The sequence below is a fragment of the Pseudonocardia sp. Ae717_Ps2 genome, assembly GCF_001932475.1.
GTDB lineage: Bacteria > Actinomycetota > Actinomycetes > Mycobacteriales > Pseudonocardiaceae > Pseudonocardia.
Genome location: NZ_MCIS01000001.1, coordinates 5630916 through 5655226, shown reverse-complemented (window position 1 = coordinate 5655226; position 24311 = coordinate 5630916). Strand labels below are relative to the sequence as shown.

Annotated in this window: 27 protein-coding genes and 1 tRNA gene; 10 read left to right on the top strand and 18 right to left on the bottom strand. The window is 72.8% G+C overall.

Annotated elements, in window-relative coordinates:
- Nucleotides 1-34: 34 nt before the first annotated feature.
- From Ae717Ps2_RS26085 to Ae717Ps2_RS36405, 3 genes are read right to left on the bottom strand one after another with little or no spacing between them, the layout of a single operon-like run.
- Nucleotides 35-598, bottom strand: a complete 564-nt coding sequence (locus tag Ae717Ps2_RS26085) for a hypothetical protein (protein ID WP_075309483.1) — start codon at nucleotides 596-598, stop codon at nucleotides 35-37.
- A gap of 12 nt (nucleotides 599-610) precedes the next feature.
- A complete protein-coding gene (locus Ae717Ps2_RS26080) occupies nucleotides 611-1069 on the bottom strand; it encodes a RidA family protein (RefSeq protein WP_075309485.1) in 459 nt (152 codons plus the stop codon).
- Nucleotides 1066-1236 (bottom strand): DUF4177 domain-containing protein, encoded by a 171-nt coding sequence (locus Ae717Ps2_RS36405; protein ID WP_020626603.1) that lies wholly within the window; start codon nucleotides 1234-1236, stop codon nucleotides 1066-1068. Before Ae717Ps2_RS36405 ends, Ae717Ps2_RS26080 begins: the two co-directional genes overlap by 4 nt.
- A 165-nt stretch (nucleotides 1237-1401) precedes the next feature.
- Between Ae717Ps2_RS36405 and Ae717Ps2_RS26075 the strand changes: the two genes are divergently transcribed.
- Nucleotides 1402-2454 carry an ArsA family ATPase gene (locus Ae717Ps2_RS26075; RefSeq protein WP_075334381.1) on the top strand — a complete coding sequence of 351 codons (1053 nt, stop codon included), beginning with the start codon at nucleotides 1402-1404 and terminating at the stop codon, nucleotides 2452-2454.
- Nucleotides 2451-3614, top strand: coding sequence for an ArsA family ATPase (locus tag Ae717Ps2_RS26070; protein ID WP_075333994.1), 1164 nt, complete (start codon nucleotides 2451-2453; stop codon nucleotides 3612-3614). Before Ae717Ps2_RS26075 ends, Ae717Ps2_RS26070 begins: the two co-directional genes overlap by 4 nt.
- Before the next feature lie 2 nt (nucleotides 3615-3616).
- Here the strand turns inward: Ae717Ps2_RS26070 and Ae717Ps2_RS26065 are convergent, their stop codons facing one another.
- Nucleotides 3617-3880 (bottom strand): hypothetical protein, encoded by a 264-nt coding sequence (locus Ae717Ps2_RS26065; RefSeq protein ID WP_043280967.1) that lies wholly within the window; start codon nucleotides 3878-3880, stop codon nucleotides 3617-3619.
- A 92-nt stretch (nucleotides 3881-3972) separates the two neighbouring features.
- On the opposite strand from Ae717Ps2_RS26065, the gene Ae717Ps2_RS26060 reads away from it, so the two are divergent.
- Nucleotides 3973-4416: a MarR family winged helix-turn-helix transcriptional regulator gene (locus tag Ae717Ps2_RS26060; protein ID WP_020626607.1), complete on the top strand. Its 444-nt coding sequence runs from the start codon at nucleotides 3973-3975 to the stop codon at nucleotides 4414-4416.
- Nucleotides 4417-4418: 2 nt separating this feature from the next.
- Here Ae717Ps2_RS26060 and Ae717Ps2_RS26055 read toward each other — a convergent pair whose 3' ends face one another.
- Nucleotides 4419-5096, bottom strand: a complete 678-nt coding sequence (locus tag Ae717Ps2_RS26055) for a class I SAM-dependent methyltransferase (RefSeq protein ID WP_075333993.1) — start codon at nucleotides 5094-5096, stop codon at nucleotides 4419-4421.
- 18 nt (nucleotides 5097-5114) lie between these two features.
- Nucleotides 5115-5477, bottom strand: a complete 363-nt coding sequence (locus Ae717Ps2_RS26050) for a WhiB family transcriptional regulator (protein WP_082375646.1) — start codon at nucleotides 5475-5477, stop codon at nucleotides 5115-5117.
- 155 nt (nucleotides 5478-5632) lie between these two features.
- Between Ae717Ps2_RS26050 and Ae717Ps2_RS26045 the strand changes: the two genes are divergently transcribed.
- The 6 genes from Ae717Ps2_RS26045 to Ae717Ps2_RS26020 all read left to right on the top strand — a co-directional run bounded on the left by Ae717Ps2_RS26045 (nucleotide 5633) and on the right by Ae717Ps2_RS26020 (nucleotide 11925).
- Nucleotides 5633-8023, top strand: coding sequence for a penicillin-binding protein (locus Ae717Ps2_RS26045; protein ID WP_233147683.1), 2391 nt, complete (start codon nucleotides 5633-5635; stop codon nucleotides 8021-8023).
- A gap of 95 nt (nucleotides 8024-8118) precedes the next feature.
- Nucleotides 8119-8745: a hypothetical protein gene (locus Ae717Ps2_RS36400; protein ID WP_139318890.1), complete on the top strand. Its 627-nt coding sequence runs from the start codon at nucleotides 8119-8121 to the stop codon at nucleotides 8743-8745.
- Nucleotides 8746-8821: 76 nt separating this feature from the next.
- Nucleotides 8822-10147, top strand: a complete 1326-nt coding sequence (locus Ae717Ps2_RS26035) for an MFS transporter (protein WP_083695383.1) — start codon at nucleotides 8822-8824, stop codon at nucleotides 10145-10147.
- On the top strand, nucleotides 10144-11295 hold the full coding sequence (locus Ae717Ps2_RS26030; RefSeq protein ID WP_083695382.1) for a DNA polymerase III subunit delta': 1152 nt from the start codon (nucleotides 10144-10146) through the stop codon (nucleotides 11293-11295). The genes Ae717Ps2_RS26035 and Ae717Ps2_RS26030 overlap by 4 nt, the downstream gene beginning before the upstream one ends.
- Entirely contained in the window at nucleotides 11288-11794 is a 507-nt protein-coding gene (locus Ae717Ps2_RS26025; RefSeq protein ID WP_075333992.1) for a 2'-5' RNA ligase family protein, read from the top strand. The genes Ae717Ps2_RS26030 and Ae717Ps2_RS26025 overlap by 8 nt, the downstream gene beginning before the upstream one ends.
- Nucleotides 11795-11848: 54 nt before the next feature.
- Nucleotides 11849-11925, top strand: a tRNA-Thr gene (locus tag Ae717Ps2_RS26020).
- A 223-nt stretch (nucleotides 11926-12148) separates the two neighbouring features.
- On the opposite strand, the gene Ae717Ps2_RS26015 is transcribed toward Ae717Ps2_RS26020, so the two are convergent.
- The 12 genes from Ae717Ps2_RS26015 to Ae717Ps2_RS39345 form a co-directional block, all read right to left on the bottom strand.
- Nucleotides 12149-12544 carry a gamma-glutamylcyclotransferase gene (locus Ae717Ps2_RS26015; protein WP_075333991.1) on the bottom strand — a complete coding sequence of 132 codons (396 nt, stop codon included), beginning with the start codon at nucleotides 12542-12544 and terminating at the stop codon, nucleotides 12149-12151.
- 28 nt (nucleotides 12545-12572) lie between these two features.
- Nucleotides 12573-13220, bottom strand: a complete 648-nt coding sequence (locus Ae717Ps2_RS26010) for a GntR family transcriptional regulator (RefSeq protein WP_075309499.1) — start codon at nucleotides 13218-13220, stop codon at nucleotides 12573-12575.
- A complete protein-coding gene (locus Ae717Ps2_RS26005) occupies nucleotides 13217-14092 on the bottom strand; it encodes a hypothetical protein (protein ID WP_075309501.1) in 876 nt (291 codons plus the stop codon). Before Ae717Ps2_RS26005 ends, Ae717Ps2_RS26010 begins: the two co-directional genes overlap by 4 nt.
- Complete coding sequence (gene allB, locus Ae717Ps2_RS26000; protein WP_083695380.1) at nucleotides 14089-15513, bottom strand: allantoinase AllB; 1425 nt, start codon at nucleotides 15511-15513, stop codon at nucleotides 14089-14091. The genes Ae717Ps2_RS26005 and allB overlap by 4 nt, the downstream gene beginning before the upstream one ends.
- Nucleotides 15514-15537: 24 nt before the next feature.
- A complete protein-coding gene (locus Ae717Ps2_RS25995) occupies nucleotides 15538-16587 on the bottom strand; it encodes an ABC transporter substrate-binding protein (RefSeq protein ID WP_075333990.1) in 1050 nt (349 codons plus the stop codon).
- A 32-nt stretch (nucleotides 16588-16619) separates the two neighbouring features.
- Complete coding sequence (locus Ae717Ps2_RS25990; protein WP_139318891.1) at nucleotides 16620-17477, bottom strand: ABC transporter permease; 858 nt, start codon at nucleotides 17475-17477, stop codon at nucleotides 16620-16622.
- Nucleotides 17474-18229: an ABC transporter permease gene (locus Ae717Ps2_RS25985; protein ID WP_075309507.1), complete on the bottom strand. Its 756-nt coding sequence runs from the start codon at nucleotides 18227-18229 to the stop codon at nucleotides 17474-17476. Before Ae717Ps2_RS25985 ends, Ae717Ps2_RS25990 begins: the two co-directional genes overlap by 4 nt.
- Nucleotides 18226-19047 (bottom strand): ABC transporter ATP-binding protein, encoded by an 822-nt coding sequence (locus Ae717Ps2_RS25980; protein WP_060713942.1) that lies wholly within the window; start codon nucleotides 19045-19047, stop codon nucleotides 18226-18228. Before Ae717Ps2_RS25980 ends, Ae717Ps2_RS25985 begins: the two co-directional genes overlap by 4 nt.
- Before the next feature lie 636 nt (nucleotides 19048-19683).
- Nucleotides 19684-20280 carry a VOC family protein gene (locus Ae717Ps2_RS25975; RefSeq protein ID WP_075309509.1) on the bottom strand — a complete coding sequence of 199 codons (597 nt, stop codon included), beginning with the start codon at nucleotides 20278-20280 and terminating at the stop codon, nucleotides 19684-19686.
- Nucleotides 20277-22004, bottom strand: a complete 1728-nt coding sequence (locus tag Ae717Ps2_RS25970; protein ID WP_075309511.1) for an FAD-dependent oxidoreductase — start codon at nucleotides 22002-22004, stop codon at nucleotides 20277-20279. Before Ae717Ps2_RS25970 ends, Ae717Ps2_RS25975 begins: the two co-directional genes overlap by 4 nt.
- A complete protein-coding gene (locus Ae717Ps2_RS39350; protein ID WP_139318892.1) occupies nucleotides 21994-22503 on the bottom strand; it encodes an MFS transporter in 510 nt (169 codons plus the stop codon). The genes Ae717Ps2_RS25970 and Ae717Ps2_RS39350 overlap by 11 nt, the downstream gene beginning before the upstream one ends.
- A complete protein-coding gene (locus Ae717Ps2_RS39345) occupies nucleotides 22504-23331 on the bottom strand; it encodes an MFS transporter (protein ID WP_233147681.1) in 828 nt (275 codons plus the stop codon).
- Between the two features lie 337 nt (nucleotides 23332-23668).
- Here Ae717Ps2_RS39345 and Ae717Ps2_RS25960 point away from each other — a divergent pair, with 337 nt between their 5' ends.
- Nucleotides 23669-24256: a TetR/AcrR family transcriptional regulator gene (locus Ae717Ps2_RS25960; RefSeq protein WP_075309513.1), complete on the top strand. Its 588-nt coding sequence runs from the start codon at nucleotides 23669-23671 to the stop codon at nucleotides 24254-24256.
- The last annotated feature ends 55 nt before the right edge of the window (nucleotides 24257-24311 follow it).

Here is a 24311-nt window from a genome sequence, read left to right as displayed (position 1 = left end):
GGGGTCGGACATGGGGCCTCCTTCGCGGTCCGCGTCAGCCGGTGGGGACCGGCTCGCGGCTCCACAACGACGCCGCCGCGGTGCACGCGGCCTCGTGGTACTCGGTCGGGGCGTCGCCGGTGAGGGCCTCGACGCGCGGGACACGGTCACCGTGGACACGCAGCAGCCGCGCGACCGCGGCGGCGAGCAGGTGCGGCCGCTGCGCGTCACGCACGAGCAGTACGCGGGCTCCGTCGTCACGCACGGCCAGCAGCAGCGCGGACGCCTCGTCGCGCACCACCGACAGGGCCGACCACGCGGCCAGGTCCGGCTCGCCCGCCGTGAACGTGGGCGGGGCGGGGGGTGTGCCGGGCAGCACCGCGTCGACCAGGCGCCGCGACGGCGCGTCCGGCCCGACGACCTCGGCCAGCAGGGTGCGCTCGTGCCCGGTCAGCCCGATCCGGTGCCGCAGCAGTGTGCGCGGCAGGACCGCGCCGAGCGCCGTGGTGTCCCCGGCGGCCAGCCAGTCGCGCAGCCGCCAGAGCAGCTCGTCGGGAACCCGGCCGGCGAGCCGCAGCAGCAGCTCGTGACCGGCCGGGACCCCGACGGACACACCCATGTCGACCCGACCTCAGTCCTTGATCTCCACGGTCAGTTCCACCTCGACCGGTACGTCCAGCGGCAGCACCGCGACGCCGACGGCCGACCGGGCGTGCGCCCCGGCCTCGCCGAACACCTCACCGAGCAGGTCCGACGCACCGTTGATCACGCCGGGCTGGCCGGTGAACGACGGGTCCGACGCGACGAACCCGACGACCTTCACCACGCCGGTGACGCTGTCGAGGCCGACCAGCCCGTCGATCGCGGCGAGCGCGTTCAGCGTGCAGATCCGGGCCAGGTCGTAGGCCTGCTCGGGGGTGACGGTGCCGCCGACCTTGCCGGTCGCGGCGACCTTGCCGTCCACGAACGGGACCTGGCCCGCGGTGAACACCAGGTTCCCGCTGCGCCGGGCCGGGATGTAGGCGCCGGCCGGTGCGGCCACGGCAGGCAGGGTCAACCCCAGTTCCGTCAGCCGGGCGAGTGCGCTCACTGCTGCACCGGCCGCTTGAAGAACGCCACCAGCTGCTCGGCGTTCGCGCCGCTGGTCACCGTGACCAGTTCCCAGCCGTCGCGGCCGAAGTTGTCCAGGATCGCCTTGGTGTTGTGGATCAGCAGGGGGGCGGTCAGGTATTCCCACTTCACGACCGGGGAGCTCATGGGCGGGACTGTAACCCGGGCACCCGACACCGAACCGCCGTGGCGCGACGGATGGCCGTCCCGCTGCGACGGACGCCCACCGCCGGAGCGTGGGACGCGCCCGTCCGTTGTGGGACGCACCTCGCCGACGGGCCGCTGTCGGTGGGCGCTCGTACGCTGGTCGTCGTGAGCACGACCGTCCGGCCCGAGCCCGGAACCCGCCCCGATCCGTGGCCCGATGCGCTCTCCTGCGTGCGGTTCCACGTGGTGTCCGGCAAGGGGGGAACCGGCAAGACCACCGTGGCCGCCGCCCTCGCGCTGGCCCTGGCCGGCGGTGGGAAGCGGGTGCTGCTCGTCGAGGTCGAGGGCCGCCAGGGCATCGCCCAGGTCTTCGACACCGCGCCGTTGCCGTACGAGGAGCGGCGGATCGCCGTCGCGCCCGGCGGGGGCGAGGTGCGGGCGCTGGCCGTCGACGCCGAGGCCGCGCTGCTGGAGTACTTCGAGATGTTCTACCGGCTGGGCGTGGCCGGGCGGACCCTGCGCCGGATGGGCGCGATCGAGTTCGCGACCACGCTCGCCCCCGGCCTGCGTGACGTGCTGCTCACCGGCAAGGCCAAGGAGTGCGTCACCCGCACGGAGTCCGACGGCCTCCCCGCCTACGACGCGGTGGTCCTCGACGCGCCGCCCACCGGTCGTCTCGTGTCGTTCCTCGACGTCACCAGGGCGATGGCGGACCTGGCCAAGGTCGGGCCGATCCACGGGCAGGCCAAGGGCGTCGAGGCGCTGATCCACTCCCCGCTCACCGCGGTGCACCTGGTCACGCTGCTGTCGGACCTGCCGGTCACCGAGACGCTCGACGCCGTCGCCGAGCTCGACGCCGCCGGGATCCCGCTGGGCTCGGTCGTGGTGAACCGGATGCGCGAGCAGTGGCTGCCCGACCGCTCGGTCACCGCCGCCGCGGGCGGCCGGGTCGACGCGACCCGGATCCGCAACGGCCTGCAGAGCGCCGGGATCGAGCTGGCCCCCGCCGAGATCGACGGCCTGGTCGCCGAGACCGTGGAGCACGCCGTCGCCGTCGAGGGGGAGACCGCCGCGCTGCGCCGGCTGGAGACCGAGCCGACCCCACCGCTGCCGCGGATCACCCTGCCCGCGCTGCTGGGCGGTGTGGACCTCGGCTCGCTCTACGAGCTCGCCGAGTCGATGACCGCGCAGGGAGTGCACCTGGAGGCCCGCCGATGACCAGCAGGACCGACCCGGCGCCGGACGGGGTGCTGGACGTCGACGCCCTGATCGACGACCCGGCCACCCGGGTCATCGTGTGCTGCGGCTCGGGGGGCGTCGGGAAGACGACCACCTCCGCGGCGCTCGCGGTGCGCGCCGCCGATCGCGGCCGTCAGGTCGTCGTGCTCACCATCGACCCGGCGCGGCGCCTGGCCCAGGCACTCGGGGTGGACGAGCTGTCGAACGACCCCGCCCCGGTGAAGGCGGTCGACGGCGAGCTCGCCGCGATGATGCTGGACATGCGGCGCACCTTCGACGAGATGGTGGAGTCGCACGCCCCGCCCGAGCGGGCCCAGAAGATCATCGAGAACCCCTTCTACCAGACGGTCTCCTCCTCGTTCTCCGGGACGCAGGAGTACATGGCGATGGAGAAGCTGGGTCAGCTCGCCGGCGCCGGGACGTGGGACCTCGTCGTCGTCGACACGCCGCCCTCGCGCTCGGCGCTGGACTTCCTCGACGCCCCGCAGCGCATGTCCCGCTTCCTCGACGGCCGCATGATCAAGCTGCTCGCCGCGCCCGCCCGGGCGGGCGGCCGCGGGCTGCGTCGGATCGTCGAGGCCGGGTTCGGGCTGTTCGCCAAGGCCGTCGGCTCGATCATCGGCGGGCAGATGCTGCAGGACGCGTCGGCGTTCGTGCAGGCCTTCGACACCCTGTTCGGCGGCTTCGCCGAGCGGGCCGACAAGACCTACGCGTTGCTGCGCTCGGAGGGCACGGCGTTCCTCGTCGTCGCCGCACCGGAGCCGGACGCGCTGCGCGAGGCGGCGTACTTCACCGAGCGGCTGTCGTCGGAGGACATGCCGCTGGCCGGGCTCGTGCTGAACCGGACCCACCCGGTGCTCGCGCCGGTCTCCGCGGCCCGCGCGCGGGCCGCGGCCGAGCAGGTCGGCGGACCGGGGTCGCAGATCGCGGCCGCGGTGCTGCGGCTGCACGCCGACCGCGTCGACCTGCACGAACGGGAGGAGCACCTGCTCACCCGGTTCTCCGCCGCGCACCCCGGCGTGGCGGTGACGCGGGTGCCCGCGCTGGCCGGTGACATCGCCGACCTCGACGGGCTGCGTCGGGTCGGCGCGCTGCTGGCCGGCGAGACCGAGTCCGGCGCCGCGGCGTCGGCGGGGTGAGCTCAGGACACGCCGAGCGCGGCCCGCAGCCGGGCCGAGCGGGGCGCGAACACCTCCAGCACCCCGACCGCGCGCAGGCCCGGCAGCAGGTCACGCAGGTGCGCAGCCAGACCGGCCTCGGCCGGGTCGCCCGCGGGCAGCGCCTCCAGGGACCGCGCCGTCGCGACGAACGCGGCGACCGTGCCCTTGCGCACCGGCGTCCCGCCCAGCTCCGCGTACTCGACCCCGTCCGGCAGGACGTCCTCGGGATCCACCGCTCCGGTCATGACCACTCCCTCCATGAGCGTGCACTGTGCACGCATTCGGACGGTACGCCGGCCGGTGGGGAGCGTGCAAGCTGCACGTATCGTGGGGCGGTGTGACCCCCGAACGACGCTGTGCGGACGCCCTCGGCCGGCTACTGCTGCGTGACACCCGCACCGGGCTGCACGCGGCACTGACCGGCGGCATCGACGGTCTCGACGCGACCACCTACCCGGTGCTGTCCGGGCTGGCCCGGCTCGGCGACGGGGTCAGCACCACCGAGCTGGCCGCCGCCGTCGGACTGGAGCGCAGTGTCGCCAGCCGGCACGTCAGCACCCTCGAGGCGCACGGACTGCTGCTCCGCCGTCCGCACGGGACCGACCGTCGGGCGGTCGCCGTCGCGCTCACCGACGCGGGCCGAGCCGCGGTGGACCGCACCCGTGGACGGCTCGACGCGCGTCTGGAACGCCTGCTGTCCGGGCTGGACCGGGCCGAGGCCGACCGGTTCGCGACGGTGCTGGAGGGCGTCGTCGAGGGGCTGCGCGATCCCGCCCGCTGAGCTCAGGGCATCGAGAAGAAGATCATCGGGTTGCGCGAGGTCCCGCGTGCCCCGGTGATCCCCAGCTCGGCCCGGACGGCGTCGAGCGCACGCAGGTTCCGCGGTGCCGCGGCCCGCGAGGGGGTGAACCAGCCGGTGCCGCTGCGCGCCAGGTGCCGCAGCACCTCGGCCCCCTCGGTGAACGGCCGTGCCCGGGGCAGGTGGAACACGTCGTGCACGCTGGTCGGGGTGCCCGTCGCGATCCGCCCGAACAGGTGCTCCAGGTACCAGCGGGCGAAGCGGCGTCCGTGGTCGGCGTCGACGAACAGGTAGCCGGTGCCGGCAGGGACCTTCTCGACGGTCTCGCGCAGGTCCCCGCGGTGGAACGTCCAGCGCCCGGCAGACAGCTCCTCGGGCACGGTGCCGCACACGTGGTCGACCAGGTCGAACGACTGCAGGTGACCCGCCCCGTTGTCGCGCAGCGCGGACAGGATCCAGGTGGTGGACCAGCCGTAGTAGGTGCCGACCTCCACCACCTGCGACGGCCGGTGGTGGCGCAGCAGCAGGTAGGTCAGCTCGGCCTCGACGTCGTCGAGCTGCGGAGTGATCGTGCCGCCGGCGAGGAGCCCCCGCTGCTGGTCGATCACCGCGGCGAGATCGTCGGCGTGCGTCCGGTAGAGACCGGCCAGGAACTCCAGCACGCCGCTGACGCTATCGGGTCAGGCGCTCCTGCTGCGTCCGGCGTAGTGGTCGGAGCGCGCGCGTCCGAGCAGCGCGGCCCAGTCGCGCACGTCCGGGCGCCGCCGCAGGAGCGCCCGGCGCTCCCGCTCGGTCATCCCGCCCCACACACCGAACTCGACCTGGTGGTCCAGTGCGTGCGCGAGGCACTCGGTGCGGACCGGGCAGGACAGGCAGAACTCGCGTGCCTCGCGCTGGTCGGCGCCGGTGACGAACAGGTTCTCGGCGTCCTCGGTGCGGCAGCGTGCGGCCGACCGCCAGTTCCAGACCGCGGTGCAGGCGCGGACGACGACGGCGGGGCGCAGGCGGGGCCTGCCGGTGACGGGACGCAGGGTGTCGAGCATCGGGTCGCCTCTCGGGCCGGTGCGGGCCCGGTGGCCCGCGACGTGATGCGTCGATCCTCGACCGCGGAGGGTGTCCGGGTCAGCGCGCAAAACTACGCAACCCGGGGGGTGTCGGCCTGACCGGTTCCTGACGCCGTGGCCCGTAGGCTGGTCCCGTGAGGTTCCCCCGGCGTCTGCTCCGCCCGCTCGGCGTCCTCGCCGGCCTGTGCGTCCTGCTCGGTGTGATCACGGCGGGCATGGCCTTCCCACTGGTCGGCGGCCTCGGCATGCTGTCCAACGAGGCGGGTGACAGCGTCACCTCGAGCTCGGCGGACCTGGTCGGCACCCGCCCGCCGCTGACGACGACGCTCACCGACTCCGACGGCCGCCCGATCGCCTACCTGTTCGACCAGAACCGCACCGAGGTCACGAACGACCAGATCTCGACCGCGATGAAGGGCGCGATGCTGGCCATCGAGGACCGCCGGTTCTACGAGCACGACGGCGTCGACTGGCAGGGCACGCTGCGCGCGGTCGTCGCGAACTCGGCGTCCGGCGACGTCGTCCAGGGTGCCTCGACGATCACCCAGCAGTACGTCAAGAACTACATGCTCTACGTCGACGCGACGAGCGAGGCCGAGCGGCTCAAGGCCACCGAGCAGACACCGGCCCGCAAGCTCAAGGAGGCGCGGATCGCCCTGCAGCTGGAACGCCAGCTGTCCAAGGACGAGATCCTCAACCGCTACCTCAACATCGTCTTCCTGGGCAACGGCTCCTACGGCGTCGCCGCCGGGGCGCGCACGTACTTCAACACCACGCCGGACAAGCTGACCGTCCCGCAGGCCGCGATGCTCGCCGGGATGGTCCGCTCGACCACCCAGTTCGACCCGGTGCAGAACCCGCAGACCGCGCTGCAGCGGCGCAACGTCGTGATCGACCAGATGCGCCAGCAGCAGATGATCGACGACGCCCAGGCGAAGCAGGCCATGGCCGCTCCGCTCGGCGTCGCGAACCCGCTGGTGCGGGTGCCGAACGGCTGCATCGGTGCCGGCGACATGGGCTTCTTCTGCAAGTACGTGACGCAGTACCTGACCGAGGCCGGCTTCACCGAGGAGCAGATCCAGCGCGGCGGCTACACCATCCGCACCACCCTGGACCGCCGCGCGATGACCGAGGTCAAGCGCTCCCTGGACAAGGAGGTGCCGCCGGACACCCCCAACGTCGCGAACGTGATGTCGCTGGTGCAGCCCGGCCAGGACAAGCACCGGGTGCTCGCGATGGGGTCGAGCCGCACGTTCGGCCTGAACGCCGACGCCGAGGAGACCAGCTACGGCCTGCCGTACCAGCCGGTCAACCTCGGTGCCGGGTCGACGTACAAGATCTTCACCGCGGCCACCGCGCTGGAGAAGGGCCTCGGCATCAACTACTCGATGCAGGTGCCGCCCTCGGGCTACGCCTCCCCGATCTACGTCGACGGCAGCGGCCGCCCCGTCCCCGTCGCGAACGCCGGCAACTACCCCGGCCGGATGAGCCTCACCGATGCGCTCGCGCAGTCGCCGAACACCGCGTTCATCAAGCTCGAGGAGTTCACCGGGGTGCCGGACGTGGTCGACATGGCCGTCCGGCTCGGCATGAAGTCGCTGGCCACGACGCCGTTCGTCGACCCGGGCACCGGCAAGCGCACCGACCGCTCGATCGCCGAGGTGATCAAGGACCAGCGGCTCGCGTCGTTCACGCTCGGCGTCACCCCGACGTCGGTGCTGGAGCTGGCCAACGTCGGCGCCACCCTGTTCTCCCAGGGCAAGTGGTGCCCGCCGACGCCGATCGACTCGATCACCGACGCCGAGGGCAAGCCCGTCCCGATCACCGAGGAGCCCTGCCAGCAGGCCGTCGATCCCGCGCTGGCGAACACCCTGGTCACCGGCCTGAGCAAGGACGACGTCGCCGGCACCTCCGCCGCCGCGGCGAGGGCCGCGGGCTGGACCCGGCCGATGGCGGGCAAGACGGGGACGACCCAGCAGCACAAGTCGGCCGCGTTCATGGGTGCGATCCCAGAGATGGCCGGCGCGGTCATCACCTTCGACAACTCCAACCGGCCGCGACCCCTCTGCGACGGCGGCGGCGCCCCCTTCGCCTGCGGGAACGGCAACATCTTCGGCGGCAAGACCCCGGCCCGCACCTGGTACGGCGCGGTGGGCCCGCTCGTCGCGAACACCCCGCCGACCCCGTTGCCGCCGACCGACCCGCGCTACCTCGACGGCGGCGCCGAGTCGCGCATCCCGGACGTCGTCGGCCGGTCGGTGAGCGACGCCCGCGGTGAGCTGGAGGGCGCCGGATGGCAGGTCACCACCCGCACCGTCGACAACAACGCTCCCGAGGGGACGGTCGTCGGGCAGGAGCCCCGCGGTGCCGCGCTCCCGGGTGAGCAGGTGACCCTGCAGGTCAGCAGCGGGTCGGTGCCCGCTCCGCCGCCGCCCCCGGGCAGCCCGGCTCCGGCGCCCGCGCCGGACTCCGGCCCGCCGCCGGGCCGGCCGGACGAGGGGAACCGCCCGCCCGACGGCGGGTGACGCTCCGCCCGGCCGGGTCACCCGGCCGGGCGGCACCGCGCGCCATACCCCGTCGGAAGCAGGCGTCACCGCTGGTCGCGGCCTAGCATGCCGTCATGGCCGTGCGGTGGAGGAACAGCCGCCCCGCGCCGGCCCCCGCCGACGACGGGCGTTGGGGCGTGGCGCGGCTGGTCGCCGAGCGCGAGGCGGACCGGCGGGCCCGGGAGCAAGGTGCCCACCCCGCGGGCCCCGCCGGGGCGGCGCAGGACGCGCCCGCGGACCGGCCGGACCCCGACCCGTCCTCGGACGGTGAGCAGCCCGCTGCGGGCGGACCCGACATCGACGGCCCCACCCGGCGGACCCTGACCGCGGTCCGGCGCCGCAGGCCGGGCCCCGCCGCCATCCCCACCCCGGACGAGGACGCGGACGACTCGGTCCCCGGGCCCCGCCGCCCGGTGACGCCCGCCCCGTCGTCGCCGGTCCCGCCCGTGCCCCGGCGGTCCCCGACCGGCCCGGTGCCCCGGCTGCCCGCACCGCGCCGACCCCGTTCCGGCGGCGAGGAACCCGTCGGGACGGTCTACCGGCCGCCCGCGGTGTCCGCCCGGCCCCCGGTCGACCTCGACGAGGGCCTGCTCGGCTTCTCCCGGCTCACCCGCGGCCGGGTCGGAGCGCGGGTGTTCACGATCGTCTTCGTGCTGATCTACCTGGTGATCCTGGTCCAGACACTGTCGACGATCGTCTGAGGTCCCGCGGTCGCCGTCGGTGGCCCCGTCTAGCCTGAAGATCCGCACGCCGCACCGGGCGAGGAGGTGAGCCGCGATCACGACCCCGTCGTCGACGTCGTCGCACCGCCTGACGTCGGTCCTCGCGATCCCCGCCTTCCGCAGGCTCTGGTCGGTCACCGCGGTCACCGCGACCGGCGAGTGGTTGGCGCTGCTGGCACTCACCTCGCTGGCGACCCACCTCACCGCGGGCGCCGGGTTCACCGCGCAGAGCTTCGCGCTCGGCGGGGTCGTCGCGACCAAGCTGGTGCCGTCGCTGCTGTTCGGGCCGCTCGCCGGCGTGCTCGCCGACCGCTTCGACCGGCGCAAGGTCATGGTGACCTGCGATCTCGCGAAGTTCGTGCTGCTGCTGTCGATCCCGTTCGTCGGGCAGCTGTGGTGGCTGCTGGTCGTGACCCTGCTACTCGAGCTGTGCACCATGTTCTGGATCCCGGCGAAGGACGCGGCCGTCCCGAACCTGCTGCGCAGCCCGGCGCAGATGGAGAGCGCCGCGCAGCTGGGCCTGCTGGTGACCTACGGCGTCGCGGTCGTCGGCGGTGCGGGGCTGTTCGCGCTGGTCAGCAAGGCCGGCCCGATGTTCGGGGCGGACCAGGAGACCACCGTCTACGCGGCGCTGTGCCTCAACGGGTTCGCGTTCCTGCTCTCGGCGCTGGTCGTGTACTTCGCGATCCCCGAGATCTCCGGCCGGGCCACCGAGGCCGAGCGGCAGCAGGCCCCGCCGTCGCTGCTGTACCTGCTGCGCGACGGCTACACCTATGTCGTCCGCACCCCGCTCGTGCGTGGGCTGGTCGTCGGGGTCGTCGGCGCGTTCACCGCGGGCGGCACCGTGATCGCGACGGCCAAGCTCTACGCGTCGAGCCTCGGCGGCGGGGACGCGGCGTACTCGATCCTGTTCGCGTCGGTCTTCGCCGGACTCGCCGCGGGCATGGCCGTCGGCCCGGTGCTGGCCCGGCAGGTGCCGCACCGGCGGCTGTTCGGCAGCGCGATCGTCGGGGCCGGGGTGTCGCTCGTCGTCGTGGCAGTGGCGGTGCACCTGTTCATGGCGATCGCCGCGGTGCTGGTCGTCGGCGCGTTCGCCGGGATCGCCTTCCTGACCGGGCTCACGATCATCGGCACCGAGGTCGCCGACGGGATCCGCGGCCGGGTCAACGCGTTCGTGCAGTCCCTGGTCCGGCTGGTGCTGCTGGGGGCGATGTCGGTGGTGCCGGTCGTCGTCGGCGTCGTCGCGACCCGGACGGTCACCGTCGGCGACACCGCGCTGCTGGTCGACGGCACGCGGTTCGTGCTCGCCGGAGCGGGCGTCCTGGCGGCGGCGGTCGGCGTCGTCGCGCGCCGGCAGATGACGGAGGAGGGATCGTCGTGAGTGTGTGGGACGACGTGGTGGGCCAGCCCGCCGCCGTCGCCGAGCTGGACGCGGCGGCATCCGACCCGTCGGCGATGACCCACGCCTGGCTGTTCACCGGCCCGCCCGGCTCCGGCCGGTCCAACGCCGCGCGCGCCTTCGCGGCCGCCCTGCAGTGCCGCTACCACGGCTGCGGCGAGTGCGCGGCCTGCCGGACCGTCATGGCGGGCACGCACTCCGACGTCCGGGAGATCGTCCCCGAGGGACTGTCCATCTCGGTCGCCGAGATGCGCTCGCTCGTGCAGCTCGCCGCACGCAAGCCCGCCACCGGGACATGGCAGATCGTGATCATCGCCGACGCCGACCGGCTCACCGAGGGCGCGTCGAACGCGCTGCTCAAGGCGGTCGAGGAGCCGGCCCCGGAGACGGTGTTCCTGCTCTGCGCGCCGTCCGACCATCCCGACGACGTGCCCGTCACGATCCGGTCGCGCTGCCGGATGGTGCACCTGCGCAGCCCGGCGCCCGACGCCGTCGCCGGGGTGCTGCGCGACCGCGACGGCATCGATCCCGAGCAGGCCCGGTGGGCCGCGTCGGTGTGCGGCGGCCACGTCGGCCGGGCGCGGCGCCTCGCCCGCGACCCGCAGGCCCGTGCCCGTCGCGAGGAGATCCTCGGCGTACCGACGAAGCTCCGTCGCCTCGGCGACGCGTTCTTCCACGCCGACGTGCTGATCCGCGCGGCCGAGGCCGAGGCCGACGAGCTGCGCTCCTCCCGCGACGAGTCCGAGCGCGAGGAGCTCGCGGTCGCGATGGGGGCCGGCGGCACCGGCAAGGGCGCCGCCGCGGCGGCCCGCTCGGCGAAGGCGGCCGAGCGGGATCTGGAGAAGCGGCAGAAGAGCCGCGCCACCCGTACGCAGCGGGACGCGCTCGACCGGGCCCTGGTCGACCTCGCCGGCTTCTACCGGGACGCGATCGTCGCCGCGACCGGTGCGACGGTGCCGCTGACCAACCCGGACCGCGACCGCGAGATCCGGGTGGCCGCCGCCGAGTGGGGCCCGGAGTCGAGCCTGCGCCGGCTGGAGGCGGTGCTCGCCTGCCGCGACGCGCTGGAGCAGAACGTGAAGCCGCGGATCGCCGTCGAGGCGATGATGACCGCGCTGCACCGTGGATGACCGGCCGCTGATCCTCACGGCCCAGCTCGACGACACCACCCGGACCCGCTTCGACGACCTGCGGGAACGGCACTTCCCGGCCGGACGCAACCACCTGGCCGCGCACCTGACGCTGTTCCACGCCCTGCCCGGCGACGCCGTCGTCGAGCTGACCGCGGACCTGATCGCCGCGACCGACCGTCCCCCGATGACCGCCCGTGTCACCGGGCTGCGCCTGCTCGGCCGCGGTGTCGCGTTCACCCTCGACTGCCCCGAGCTGACGTCGCTGCGCCGCGATGTCGCCGAGCGGTGGCGATCCCGTCTCACCCGGCAGGACGCCGGGAAGTCCGACCTGCACGTCACCGTCCAGAACAAGGTCGACCCGATCGCGGCCCGCGCGCTGTACGACGACCTGGTCGCCGGATTCGAACCGTGGGACGCCGGCGTCCCCGGCGTGGCGCTGTGGCGCTACGACGGTGGGCCGTGGGACCCGGGGCCCCGGTTCCCCTTCTCGGGGTGACCCGGGGGGCTGCGGGAGCGTCGGGGGCCGATCGGTACACTGGGTATGCACCACGCCGCCTTAGCTCAGTCGGTTAGAGCGACGCACTCGTAATGCGTAGGTCTGGGGTTCGACTCCCCAAGGCGGCTCCACAGGTCAGGGGCCCGGTCCGGCATCTGACAAGTCCTCTGAACTCCCTGAACGCGGTGTGTGACCTCCCGGTCGCTCTGGCTTCGGAGCATCGCCTTCTCGAAGCGATCGTGTCCCCGTCGGCGGGCCACTTCGGCGCCCACGGGGTCGAGGTGACGGTGTCCGGGGTGCACCACAGGGAGTGGGTGGCCAGGCCGGGATCGGCCCCGGCGACGAGCATCGCGGTCAGCGCGCGGTGGACACGGCGCCGAGGTGCTCCCGCCACCCACCGGCCGCGGTGATCTCGACGGCGTCGGTGGCGCCGGGCAGGGTGCGGCAGACCATGCTCAGGGAGCCGGTCCCGTCCTCCAGCTCGATCACGGACAGCTCCAGCTCGGCCGGTTCGCGGGGTAGCAGGTCTCGGCGGAGCTGGGTGTAGGAGATCTCGTAGATCTCGCCGGGGACCGACCAGCCACCGTCGGGGACGGGCGCGATACCGGGGAACACGTCGTCGAAGGAGAAGAAGCGGTAGTCGGGGGCGGTGCGGACGGGGCCCAGGAAGTGGGCGCCGGCGAGGGCGTCGTGCAGCGGGCCACCACTCATGGCCTGGCCGTTGACGAACATGCGGACGCTGTCGGACATGGAGGTGCCTTTCGACGGTGCGGGGCGCTCAGGAGAGCGTGGTGTTGCCGTGGCCGCGCAGTGCGTGGACGCGCATCGCGGTCTGCGCCCTGTCGAGGTCACCACTGGCGAGGTCGTCGAGCAGGTCGCGGTGCTGGGCGACCGGTTCGTGGCCGCTCTGCTGCACGTAGTCGTCGGTCGGGTGGAGGAAGGCCTGTCGTTCGAGGAAGGCCGAGGTGACCGGGGAGAATGCGGCCCGGTTGATCGCGACGTGCAGGTCCAGGTGGGCGATGCCGTACTGCGGGCTGCCGATGCCGTACTCGCGGGCGGCGTGGCCGAGGGGGTCGAGCAGCGCGTGCAGGCTCTCCCAGTCGACGCTGCCGACCTTCTGCGTGAGCAGGCTCGCGGCGACCTGGTCGAAGGCGATGCGCAGCTCGTGCAGCTCGGCGCGGGCGGTGTCGTCGATCCGGACGACGACGAGCTGGCCCCGACGGACCCGTTCGACGAGGCCCTCGCTGGTGAGGCGCTGCAGTGCTTCCCGGATGGGGGTCCGACTCACGCCGAGCTCCTCGGCGATCTGCTCCTCGACGAGGCGGATGCCGGGCCCGTACTCGCCCGTGGTGATCTGCTGGCGCAGGTAGAGGTACACGCGCTCGCGGGCGCTCGGAGCGCTGCTGTTCCGGTGCGCGCCGGTCATGGTGTGGCCCCGGCGAGGAGTGCGGCCCGGCACGAGTTGGTGGCGCGCTGCATGAAGGTCCCCGACATCACGCTCATCCCGGCCCGGAGGGCGTCGGTCTGCAGTGTCGAGACCCGGTTGTTGAGGTCGAAGAAGGCGTTGCCGGGGGCGAGGAGCTCGGCGAACGGGAACGCGAAGGGGTCCTTCTCGGAGGCGTCGGTCTCGCCCCAGGTGGTGGTGTTGACGACCAGGGTCGGCGCGTCGTCCGCGAACGCCGTCCGGAGCCGGGCCGGGGCGAGGACCTCGGCGTCGAACTGTGTGGCCCACCCGGTGAGGGCCTCGGGGCGGCGGGCGGTACCGACGAGTCGGGTCCCGGGCCACGCCCGCCGCACCCCCAGCGCGACCGAGTGCGTGGACCCGCCGGAGCCGAGCACCAGGACCGTCCGGGGGACGGCCCCGCCGGTCACGGTCTCCATCGCGGCCTGGGCGGCCCAGCTGTTGGTGTTGACCCCCAGTGCCTCGCCCGCGCCGCCGCGTACGACGGTGTCCACGACGCCGGTGGCCTCGGCCGACGGGCTCAGTGCAGCTACCGCCGTGGCCACGTCGCGCTTCCACGGGCTGAGTACGAGGGCGAGATCCCAGCCCGGGGCAGTGAGCAGGGACTGTGGGCCGTCGACGGGGGTGGTGGCGGAGACGACGAGTCCGCGGGCCGCGAGGGCGTCGAGGAGCAGCCGGCCCTGCAGGGCGTGCGGTGCGGTGGTGCCGATACCGGCGATCGTGACGGGGCCCGGCGGCCGGTGGGGCGTGGGGCTCTCGTCGAGACAGTGCGCGACGGTGGCCCGCAGGGTCGCGGCACCGTCGTGGCCCAGCAGCGTGATCGGCGGGGACGTCACACCAGCTCCCGGGTCGGCACGGTGAGCATTGTGCCCAGGGCGGGGACCGGGGCGTCCACCGGCCGCAGGCCGGACCCCCGGCGGGGCACGACCTGGCGTCCGCTCGGCGGGCCGACGACCTCTCCCCGGTCGTGGACGAGTCCGCCACGCAGGTAGGTGGCGACGACGGAGCCGGTGAGGACCCACCCGTCGTAGGGGGTCACGGGATGCCGGGAGTGCAGGCTCGCCCCGTCGAGGGGCTTCTCCTCGGTCGGGTCGACGAGGACGAGGTCGGCGTCGAAGCCGGGGGCGATCTGCCCCTTGTACGGGATCGACCAGCGCTGGGCCGGGGTGTACGCGCACAGACGCACGATGTCCTCGACGTCGAGGGCTCCCCGCGTGGTGGCGGTGAGCAGCAGCGGGAGCATGGTCTCGACACCGATGAAGCCCCCGTAGGCCTTCCACACGTCGGTCTCGGCCTGCTCGGCTGCGGTGTGCGGGGCGTGGTCGGTGGCGATGATGTCGATGTCGCCGCGGGTGATGCCGGCCCAGAGCGCCTCGACGTCGGCGGCGGGCCGGATCGGGGGGTTGAGCTTCACCAGGTTGCCGTGGGTGTCGTAGGCGCCGTCGTCGAGCACCAGGTGTGAGACGAGGCTCTCGACGGTGACGCGGTGGCCCTCGGCGCGCAGGTCGACGATCCGTTGCAGGCCGGCGCGGGTCGAGAGGTGGTGGATGTGCAGCTTGGTGCGGGCCTCGGTGGCCATGGTGACGATGCGGGTGATCGCCTCGACCTCGATGAACGCGGGCCGGGACTCCAGGTGGGCGCGGGGGTCGGTACGGCCGGACTCGCGGAGCCGCTCGCCGAACAGCCGTAGGAGGTGGTCGTTCTCGGCGTGCACACCGACGACCAGGTCGGCGGCGGCGGCGGCCTCGAGCCCGCGGAAGATGGCGGCGTCGTCCGGGCAGCGGTTGTCGCCGGTCGTCTGTCCCATGAACAGCTTGAGCCCCATGGCACCGAGCTCGGCCATACCGGCGATCTCACCCGCGTTGTCGTGGTCGATCATGCCGTACAGCCCGAAGTCGACGTAGGCCTTGCCGCGCACCAGGTCGAGCTTGTCGCGGTAGCGCTGGGCGGTCGCGACGGGCGGGAAGGTGTTGGGCATGTCGACCACGGTGGTGACGCCCCCGGCGGCGGCGGCACTGGTGCCGCTGGCGAAGTCCTCCTTCTCCGTCATACCCGGCTCGCGCAGGTGCACGTGCATGTCGATCAGGCCGGGCAGCACGAGCAGGCCGCGGGCGTCGACGACGGTGGCGCCGGTGGTGTCGAGGTCGGTGCCGACGGCGACGATGCGGCCGTCGCGCACGGCGACGTCGTGGCGGTGGCGGCCGTCGTGGTGGACGACGGTCCCACCGGTGACGACCAGGTCGTGGGGCACAGACATGTGCTGATCTCCTTCTCGGGTGGGTCAGGCGAGGGCGAGAGCGGGGTCCTCCTGGTGGACCTCGCGGATCGGACCGAGGTCGAACAGGGTGTCGGGGCTCAGATCGAGCCCGCCCGCGGCGATGGCCCGCACGTTCGCCTCGACGGTGGCGTCGGAGATGTCGATGACGCGCTGGCCGGGCTCGCCGGTGCGGATGAGCTCGTTGCCGGCGATGCAGGCATCGAGGGTGGTCCTCGGGTCCAGGCCGAGGGTCCGGCCGTAGTCGTTCACGGTCAGGTCGGTGGCGTGCTGAGGGTCGGCGAGGACGTCCTTCCAGCCGCGGACCTCGGCGCGCAGGAAGGCCTTGACCTTCTCCCGGTCGTTGTCGAGTACGTCCTGGGTGGTGATGTAGGTCTGGCCGACGAGCGGGAACCCCACGTCGGCGAGCAGCATCGCGTGGATGTCGAAACCCTTGCCCCGCAGGTCGACGACCTGGTTGTTGACGAACCCGACGTAGCCGTCGATCTCCCCGGTCGTCATCCCGATGGGATCGCCCTGCACGGGGACGGTGGTGATGCGTGAGGCGTCGAGACCGAGCGCGGCGACGAAGTTGCGCCAGACCGGTTCGCTCGACGAGGAGCAGCCGATGGTCCTTCCGTAGAGGTCCTGCGGGGTCTCGATCGGGCTGGCTCCCATCGACATGATGCAGTTCGCGTTCCGGGCGTAGACCGCGCCGATGATCTTCAGCGGGGCACCCTTGGCAACCGCGGACCCGACGATGGGGACCTGGGACACCCCGGTGAAGGTGCGGCTCAGCACGTCCGACTCGATGGGCGGCGCGGTCGGGCCACCGGACACCAGATCGGCGCCGGAGAAGCCTTCCTGCACGTAGTAGCCGTTGCGGTCGGCGAGATAGCTGCCGGCGAACTGGGTGTTCTTGACCCAGGCGAGGCGCTGCGAGGCGATTCCGAAGCGGGAGCCGTCGCCGTCGCCACCGGAGACGCAGGCGGTGAGGACGGCGGGAGCGGCGAGGGCCAGTCCTCCGACGGTGAGACCGTGACGGAGGAATGCACGGCGGCCGAGCTGGGAGGACATGAGGGATCCATTCCTGATGGGGTGGGAGGGGTTCACCGGGTGACCCCCATCTGTGCGGTCACGAACGTCTCGAGCAGACCGACGAGCTGGTAGATCAGGACGCAGACCACGGTGAGGACGACGACCGACGCCCAGAGCCGGGCGAACTCGAACTCGTTCGCGTCGCGGAGCATCTGTCCGCCGAGGCCTTCGCCGCTGGCGAGCCACTCGGCCAGGAGCGCACCCACCACCGAGCTGGTCACGGCCACACGGGCGGCGGCGAACCAGGTCGGCACGGCGTGGGGCAGGGCGACCCGGGCGAACGCGGACCAGCTGGATCCCCCGAAGGCCGCGCACATGTCGAGGTCGGTCCGGGGTGCGGAGCGGATGCCCTGCAGCATCGTGAGCATCGCCGGCACGAACACGATGGCGGCGCCGATGACCGCGACCCCGAACGGTCCGCGTCCGAAGATCAGGACGAGGATCGGTGCGACGGTGACCATCGGGATGGCATGCAGCGCCGAGATCGTGGGCGTGAGCATCTTCTCGGCCGTGCGGAAGAAGTGGAACAGCACGGTCACGGCGGCGGCGAGGACCAGACCGAGTCCGAACCCGAGGGCGGCGTCGCCGAGGGTGACGACGAGCGCTGCGCCGATGCCGGCCCGGCTCGCCGCGGCCGTGGGGTCGGTGAACAGGTAGCGCCAGACGTCGAGCGGGGTCTTGGCCACGAACGGGCTCACGTCGACGAGGCTGACGAAGGCCGTCCAGACCACCAGGATCGCGACGGTCGCTCCGACCAGCGTCGACGTCGTCCGGGCGAGACCGGCGACCAGGGCGCGCCGTGTGCGGGTGTCGGGGGTGCCGGTGCCGACCCGGGCCCAGGAGCGCGCGGGGGCGCTGGTCGCGGTCATGCGGAGGCTCCCGCGGTGCTGGGGGCCCACGGCGTCGTCGCCCGTTCGATCCAGCCGACGACGGCGAAGGCGAGACCGGCGATCACGCCGGTGACGAGGGTGATGCCGCTGGTGCGAACGACGTCGCTGGACTGCTGCGCCACGACCAGGGCTGCTCCGAGACCGCGTTCCTGTCCCATGAACTCGCCGATGACGGTGCCGAGGAGCGCGGCCGGGACCGCGATCTTCAGCGCGGTCAGGACGCCGGGCAGCGCGGAGCGGAGCTGGACCTTGCGGAGGACGAGGTACCGGCCCCCGCCGTAGGCGCGGACCAGGTCGAGAGCAGCCGGATCGGTCCGGCGCAGGCCGTTGATCGTGCCGACCAGCGTCGTGAAGAACACCGACACGGCGGCCATCACGGCTGAGGTGACCGGTCCGTTGAAGCACGCGGCGAGGATCGGGGCGATGGCCACGAGGGGGATGCAGGCCGACGCGATGCCGATCTGCAGCACGAACCGTTCGACGGCCGGGACGGTCATCACCACCGCGGCGCAGCAGATCGCTGCCAGGTTGCCCCAGAGGTAGCCGACGACAGCGGAGGCGAGCGTCACCGGGACGTGCAGGGCGTAGAACGCGACCCCGTCGTCGACGATACCCGCGACGATCTCCAGTGGCGGGGCGATCGCCGGGCCGAGGAGCCCGGTCATGCCGACGAGCTGCCACACCAGCAACACGGCCACGGTCCCGGCGGTGCCCAGGGCACGGCTTCTCATCGCTCGGTCTCCCTCGTCGCCGCGCCGATCAGGTCCTGACCGGGGGTGTCGAGTCCGAACAGCAGCGACGACAGCCGGTCGACGTAGGAGTGGAACTCGGGCGTGCGCAGCAGCTCCGGGGTCCGTGGCCGCGGCAGGTCGATCGGCACCACCTGCTGGACCCGTCCCGGGCGGGCGCTCATCACCACGACGGTGTCGGACAGGAACACCGCCTCGGAGATGCCGTGCGTGACCATCAGCGTGGTCGCCGGCCGCTCGGTCCAGATGCGCAGGAGCTCGACGTTGAGGTTCTGCCGCGTCATGTCGTCCAAGGCGCCGAAGGGCTCGTCGAGCAACAGCACCCGCGGCTCGACCACGAGCGCGCGGGCGATCGCGACGCGCTGCCGCATCCCGCCCGACAGCTGCGCGGGCCTGGCGTCCTCGAACCCCGTCAACCCGACGAGCTCGATCAGGTCATCGACGAGGGCATCGTCGGTCGGACGCCGCGTCAGCTCGAACGGGAGGCCGATGTTGGTGCGCACCGTCCGCCACGGCAACAGAGCCGGCTCCTGGAAGGCGATCCCGAGATGGTGGTGACGGCGCATGTCCGCGGGGGTCTCACCGTGGACGAGGGCGACCCCGGTGGACTGGTGTTCGAGACCCGCGAGGATCCGGAGGATCGTGCTCTTCCCGCAGCCCGAGGGGCCGAGCAGGGTGACGAACTCGCCCGCACGGGACTGCAGGTCGACGCCGTCGAGGGCGGTCACCTCCCCGCGGCCGACGCGGAACGATTTGCCGAGGCCCGCGATGTGGATGCCAGGAGCAGTCGGTTCGACCATGTGCGTTCTCCTCCTTCACGCTCTGCGCTGTTTGCATCCGAGTTTGGATCCAAGCTCGGATGCGAAGATAGGCGCGCGGCGTTGCGGAGGCGTAAATCGATGCGTCTGTCCGGTTACGTCACTCGGGCCTCGTGCCACGCGGGCCCGATCCGGCTCGCGGAGAGGGCGCGACGAGGAACCGGCCGGCTCACCGGTCGTCACGAGGACGAGGAGACGACTCCCGTCGCGGCCACGACGCCGGTCATCGCCAGCGCCACCAGAGCGACCTGCAGGAGGGCGAAGCGCTGGAACTCGCCGAGGTCCTTGCCGAGCAGGCCGAGGAGGACCCGGAGCGCTGCCGACGCCGGTCCGACGGAGGTTCCGGCGGTTGCGACGGGTCGCGGAGGTGCTGGCGGGGAGGCTTGCGCTCGGTGGGGTGCTTCCCGGCTTCGGTCAGGCCCGCTACGAGGGGGCCGACCCGCGCGCGCACCGCACGCGAGTCGTCAGGGGAGCCGTGCCGGCAGGCCCAGCAGCCGTGCGGCATCGCCGCGGGTGATCTGTTCGCGTTCCCGACGGGCGGTGAGCCTGCCGCGGGTGACCTCCTCCCCACGGTCCCCGACATCGCCGCCTGGCGTCGGCCCGGCGCCCTGGACGCGGTCAGGAGGTCGGCACGGGGTCGTCGTCGCGCCGGACGAGGACCTCGAACGGGACGCCGCGCTCGTAGTCGGCGACCATCTCCTCCGGGTCGAACAGGGTGCCGATCGGGTTCGCCGAGAACACCGGCCCCTTCATCCACTCCGTCGCCTCGTCGGCGGTCGCGAAGCTGTCGACCTGCAGCTCCACGTGGTTGCCGTCCGGATCCCGGTAGTACAGCGACACGGTCGGACCGTGGCGGATGGCGCGCACGGGGAGGATCTCCGCGTCCCGCAGCCGGCGGTAGGTGGCCAGGAGCGCGCCGAGATCGGGATGGGTGAAGGCGGAGTGGTAGAAGCCGACCTGTGGTTCGTCGCTCGGAACGGGGTACGGCCCGGTGGCGATGAGGGCCACCCGGTGGTGCTCCTCGTCGTAGGTCAGGAACGCGAGCTTGCCGTTGTCGAAGACCGGGTGCGCGCCCAGCACCGTGCAGTACCACTCCCGCATCCGCGGCAGGTCGTTGGTGCGGAACACCACGTGGGCGAGCCCCACCGGGGGCCGGGCGACGGTCGGGTCCGGCAGCGTGCGCGCCGCCCCTGTGTGCTGGTCGGTCGAGGTCATGCGGTTGCCTCCATGAGGTCGGGCTGGCGGAGCAGCAGGTGGTCGAGCACGTCGCTCAGGTCGATCGCGGGATCGAACGCGGGTGCGCGCCAGGCGATGTGCCCGTCCGGGCGGACGAGCACGGCCCCGTCGGCGCCGATGCCGTAGACGGTGCGGAAGTCGTCCTCGACGCCGGCGTGCCGCGCCTCGGCTCCCACCGCGACGACGTCGACCTCGTCCGGTGCCGTCCACCGCTGTTTCCCGGCCGCAGTGGTGAGCAGCACGAAACCGGCGCCGAACAGGTCCTGCAGGGAGCGGGTGTGCTCGGGGTCGAGCCACAGGTGGGGGGCACGCGCGCCGGGCCGCCCGACCGGGAGGTAGCGGCCGACGGGGCTGGGGACGGGTTCGGTCCCGTCCGGCCGGATCCCGGGTGACTCGTAGGAGATGCCGAACACCTGGCCGTAGTACTCGAAGTGCTCGCGCTGCTCGGCGATCGCCGCCCGGACCGGCCCGAGCTCGGCGTCGTCGAGCGTCTCGACACGGGCCACGAAGTCGAGGTCGTTCTCCAGCATCCCGCCGAGCCCGGCGCGCGCCATCCGCTCGGCGTTGGCGAGGCTCTGGTCGACGTTGAACCGGGCGACCGGACGGCGTTCCTCCTCGTAGGTGTCCAGGAGGTGCCGGCCGGCCCGCCCCCGCAACACCGCGGCGATCTTCCACGCGAGGTTGTGCACGTCGCCGACACCGGTGTTCATCCCCTGCCCGCCGGTGGGCGGCAGCGGGTGCGCGGCGTCGCCCGCGAGAAAGACGTTCCCGACGCGCATCCGGGTGGCGACACGCGCCTGCATCTGCCAGGGCCGGGCGCTGCGGACGTCGACGTCGAGATCGGGGTCGCCGACGAGGGCGCGGACGATCTCCACGCAGCGCTCGGGGGTGAACGAGGCGGGTTCGGTCGTGGCCGGGTCGTAGGCGAAGTTGTAGGTCCACCGGTGGCGGCCGTCGAGGGTGATGAGCACGCCGGTGGTCTCGGGGTTGTAGACCCACCACAGCAGGTAGGGGCGGTCGGCGACGTAGCGCGACAGGTCGGCGTGGAAGTAGATGCCCATCTGCGCGCCCAGGCGCTCCGGGCCCTCCAGCCGCACGCCGAGCTGGTCGCGCAGTGGGCTGGCCGCTCCGTCGGCCGCGATCACGAACCGGGCCCTGACCTCCGACTCGGATCCTCCGTCCGCGGACAGGCGGACGGTGACGGCGTCGTCGGCGGCCTCGGCGTCGTCGATGTCATCGACACCGAGCACCGTGGTGCCGAACCGGACGTCCACGGCCGGGAGGGCCGAGGCGGCCCGGAGCAGGATCGGCTCCAACACGTCCTGCGGGCAGGAGCTCTTGACGTGCGGCGCGTAACCGGCCACCTCACGGTCGAACTCGGGGGAGTGGCCGTGGGTGACCAGCGCGCCGAACTCGGGGTGGGCGAGCCGGGTGACGAATGCGCTGCCGCGGTTGCGCTCCCGCGGCAGACCCGCCGCCAGCACCTCCTCGGCGACCCCCCAGCTGCGGAAGATCTCGAGGGAGCGCCCGTTCACCACGTGCCCTCGCGGGTGGTACGAGGTCGTCGCCCGCCGTTCGACGAGCAGCGTCCGCACCCCGAGGCGGCCGAGACCGATGGCCGCACTCAGGCCGGTCGGGCCGCCCCCGACCACCACGACGTCGTGGTGGTCGGGGGCGGGTGTCGGATCGTGGTCAGTGCGCATCGGCAGTTCCCTCCACTGCGGGTGTGGGTTCGGGGCGCGTCGACGCGGTCCCGCCGTTGCGGGCACTGCCCCTGATGAACAGCACGAAGGTGGCGACGAGGCTGACCGCGGCGGTGGCCAGCAGGTAGCCGGCGATCGGGGTCGAGGAGCCGCTCCTGGCGTAGAGCAGGGCGAAGACGATCGGCGCCACGCCACCGCCGAGGATGGAGCCGATCTGATAGGCCATCGAGGTCCCGCTGTAGCGCACCGGGGCCGGGAAGAGCTCCGCGATGAAGGCGGCCTGTGCGCCGGTGGCGAACGAGACGGCGATCACGCCGCCCAGGTAGGCGACGATCATCGCGGCCAGTGACCCGGTGTTGACCAGGGCGAAGAACGGCAGGGCCCACACGACGATGCCGATCAGCCCGCCGAGGAGGACCGGTCTGCGGCCGATGCGGTCCGCGAGCCGCGCGGTGACCAGCACCAGCGGGATCCACACCACACCGGCGGCGACGGTCAGTCAGAGCACGTACGTCGGGGGCAGCCCGAGGGCCTGCCTGGAGTACGCGAGCATGTACACGAACATCAGGTAGCCCAGGGTGGGCGCGGCGGTGGACGACAGACCGCCCAGGAGCATCTCCCGCCAGTTGTCAATGATCAGGTCCCGGACCGGCGAGCGGCTGATGGCGCCGGAGCGCTGCACGGCGGTGAAGTCGGGGCTCTCCGCGACACCGAGCCGCACCCACATGCCGAGGCCGATCAGCACGATGCTCGCCAGGAACGGGATCCGCCAGCCCCAGGAGCTGAACACGTCGGCGGGCAGGTACGTCGTCAGCAGGACGAAGGTCAGCGAGGCCAGGACGATGCCGACCGGGTTGCCCATCTGGGTGAACGAACCGAAGAAGGCGCGCCGGTGCGTCGGGGCGTGCTCGACCCCCAGCACCACCGCACCGCCCCACTCCCCGCCGACCGCGAAGCCCTGCACCAGGCGCAGCACGACCAGCAGGACGGGTGCCCAGACGCCGATCACCGCGTAGGTGGGCAGCAGCCCGGTGAGGAACGTGGCCGCACCCATGATGACCAGCGACGCGACCAGCGTGGACTTGCGGCCGACCCGGTCACCGAGGTGGCTGAGGACGACGCTGCCCAGCGGCCGGGCGATGAACCCGGCGCCGAAGGTCACGAAGGCGGCCAGGGTGCCCGCGACGGGCGAGAAGGTCGGGAAGAACTGCGGACCGAAGATCAGCGCCGCCGTCAGGCCGTAGATGTTGAAGTCGTAGATCTCGATCGCGGTGCCGACGAAGCTCGCCGTGGCGACCCGACGGGTGTGGCGCGTGCCCGACCTCACGGGGACGGGTGGGGATTCGCTCTGCGGGAACACTGGACTCCTCTGTCGTGAGTGTTCGTGCGTGAGACCTGCCGTGCTCGGCGTGATCACGGTGGGGTCGGGAAACCGGCGGGCGGAGGGACGCGCCGGGCCGTGCCGCTGCGATGGGGACGAATGATGAATGGCGATCAAGAGCAGTGTCAAGGATGTCGCTGTGGTGCGGTTGGCTGCGGGATCGGCGGCATCTCGGCGAAGAGGATGAGGATCGATCAAGAGGTACCTCCGACCGTCTCGCCGCGGATGGCTAAGCTGGAGCCGCCTCTGCGCCGCGCGGAGCACCCGAAGGAGGCGATCGGCCGTGCCCCGGAACAGGCAGCACATCCCGCGCGAGGAGCGGAAGGCCGAGGTGCTGGCGGTCGCCACCGAGCTGTTCCTCAGCAACGGGTACGCCGGCACCACGATGGCCGACATCAGCCGCGCCGCCGGCGTCGCGCCGGCGGCGGTCTACTGGTACTTCCCCTCCAAGGACGACGTCTTCGCCGCGGTCATGGACCGCATGCTCAGCCGGGAGATCCGCATCCTCGACGAGGACCACGCGGACGACGACCCGATGTCGCACCTGGTCCGGGGTCTCAACGACATGCGCGTGTTCCGGCCGCTGCACCAGGCCATGCACGGCAGGCTCCTGCAGTCCGAAGCCGTGCGCGAGGCCCACGACCGCTTCCTCGACTGGATCCGTGACCTCGTCCGGAAGATGGTCGACGACCTCGACGACCCGTCGGTGGATCGTGAGCTCGTCGCCGACACCGCCGTCACCCTCTTCGAGGGCTTCAACGTGGAGGGCGCGCCGCCGCGCCCGGGTGCTCAGCTCATGCGGTTCCTCCTCGAGTCGGTCCTGGGTTCCGCCCGCGCCCGCGACCTGCCGGCGCCGGTCCCGTCGGACTGAGCCCGCCCGACCGCGGCGGCCGCGCGACTCGGGCGCAGTGGTCGATCAGACGCAG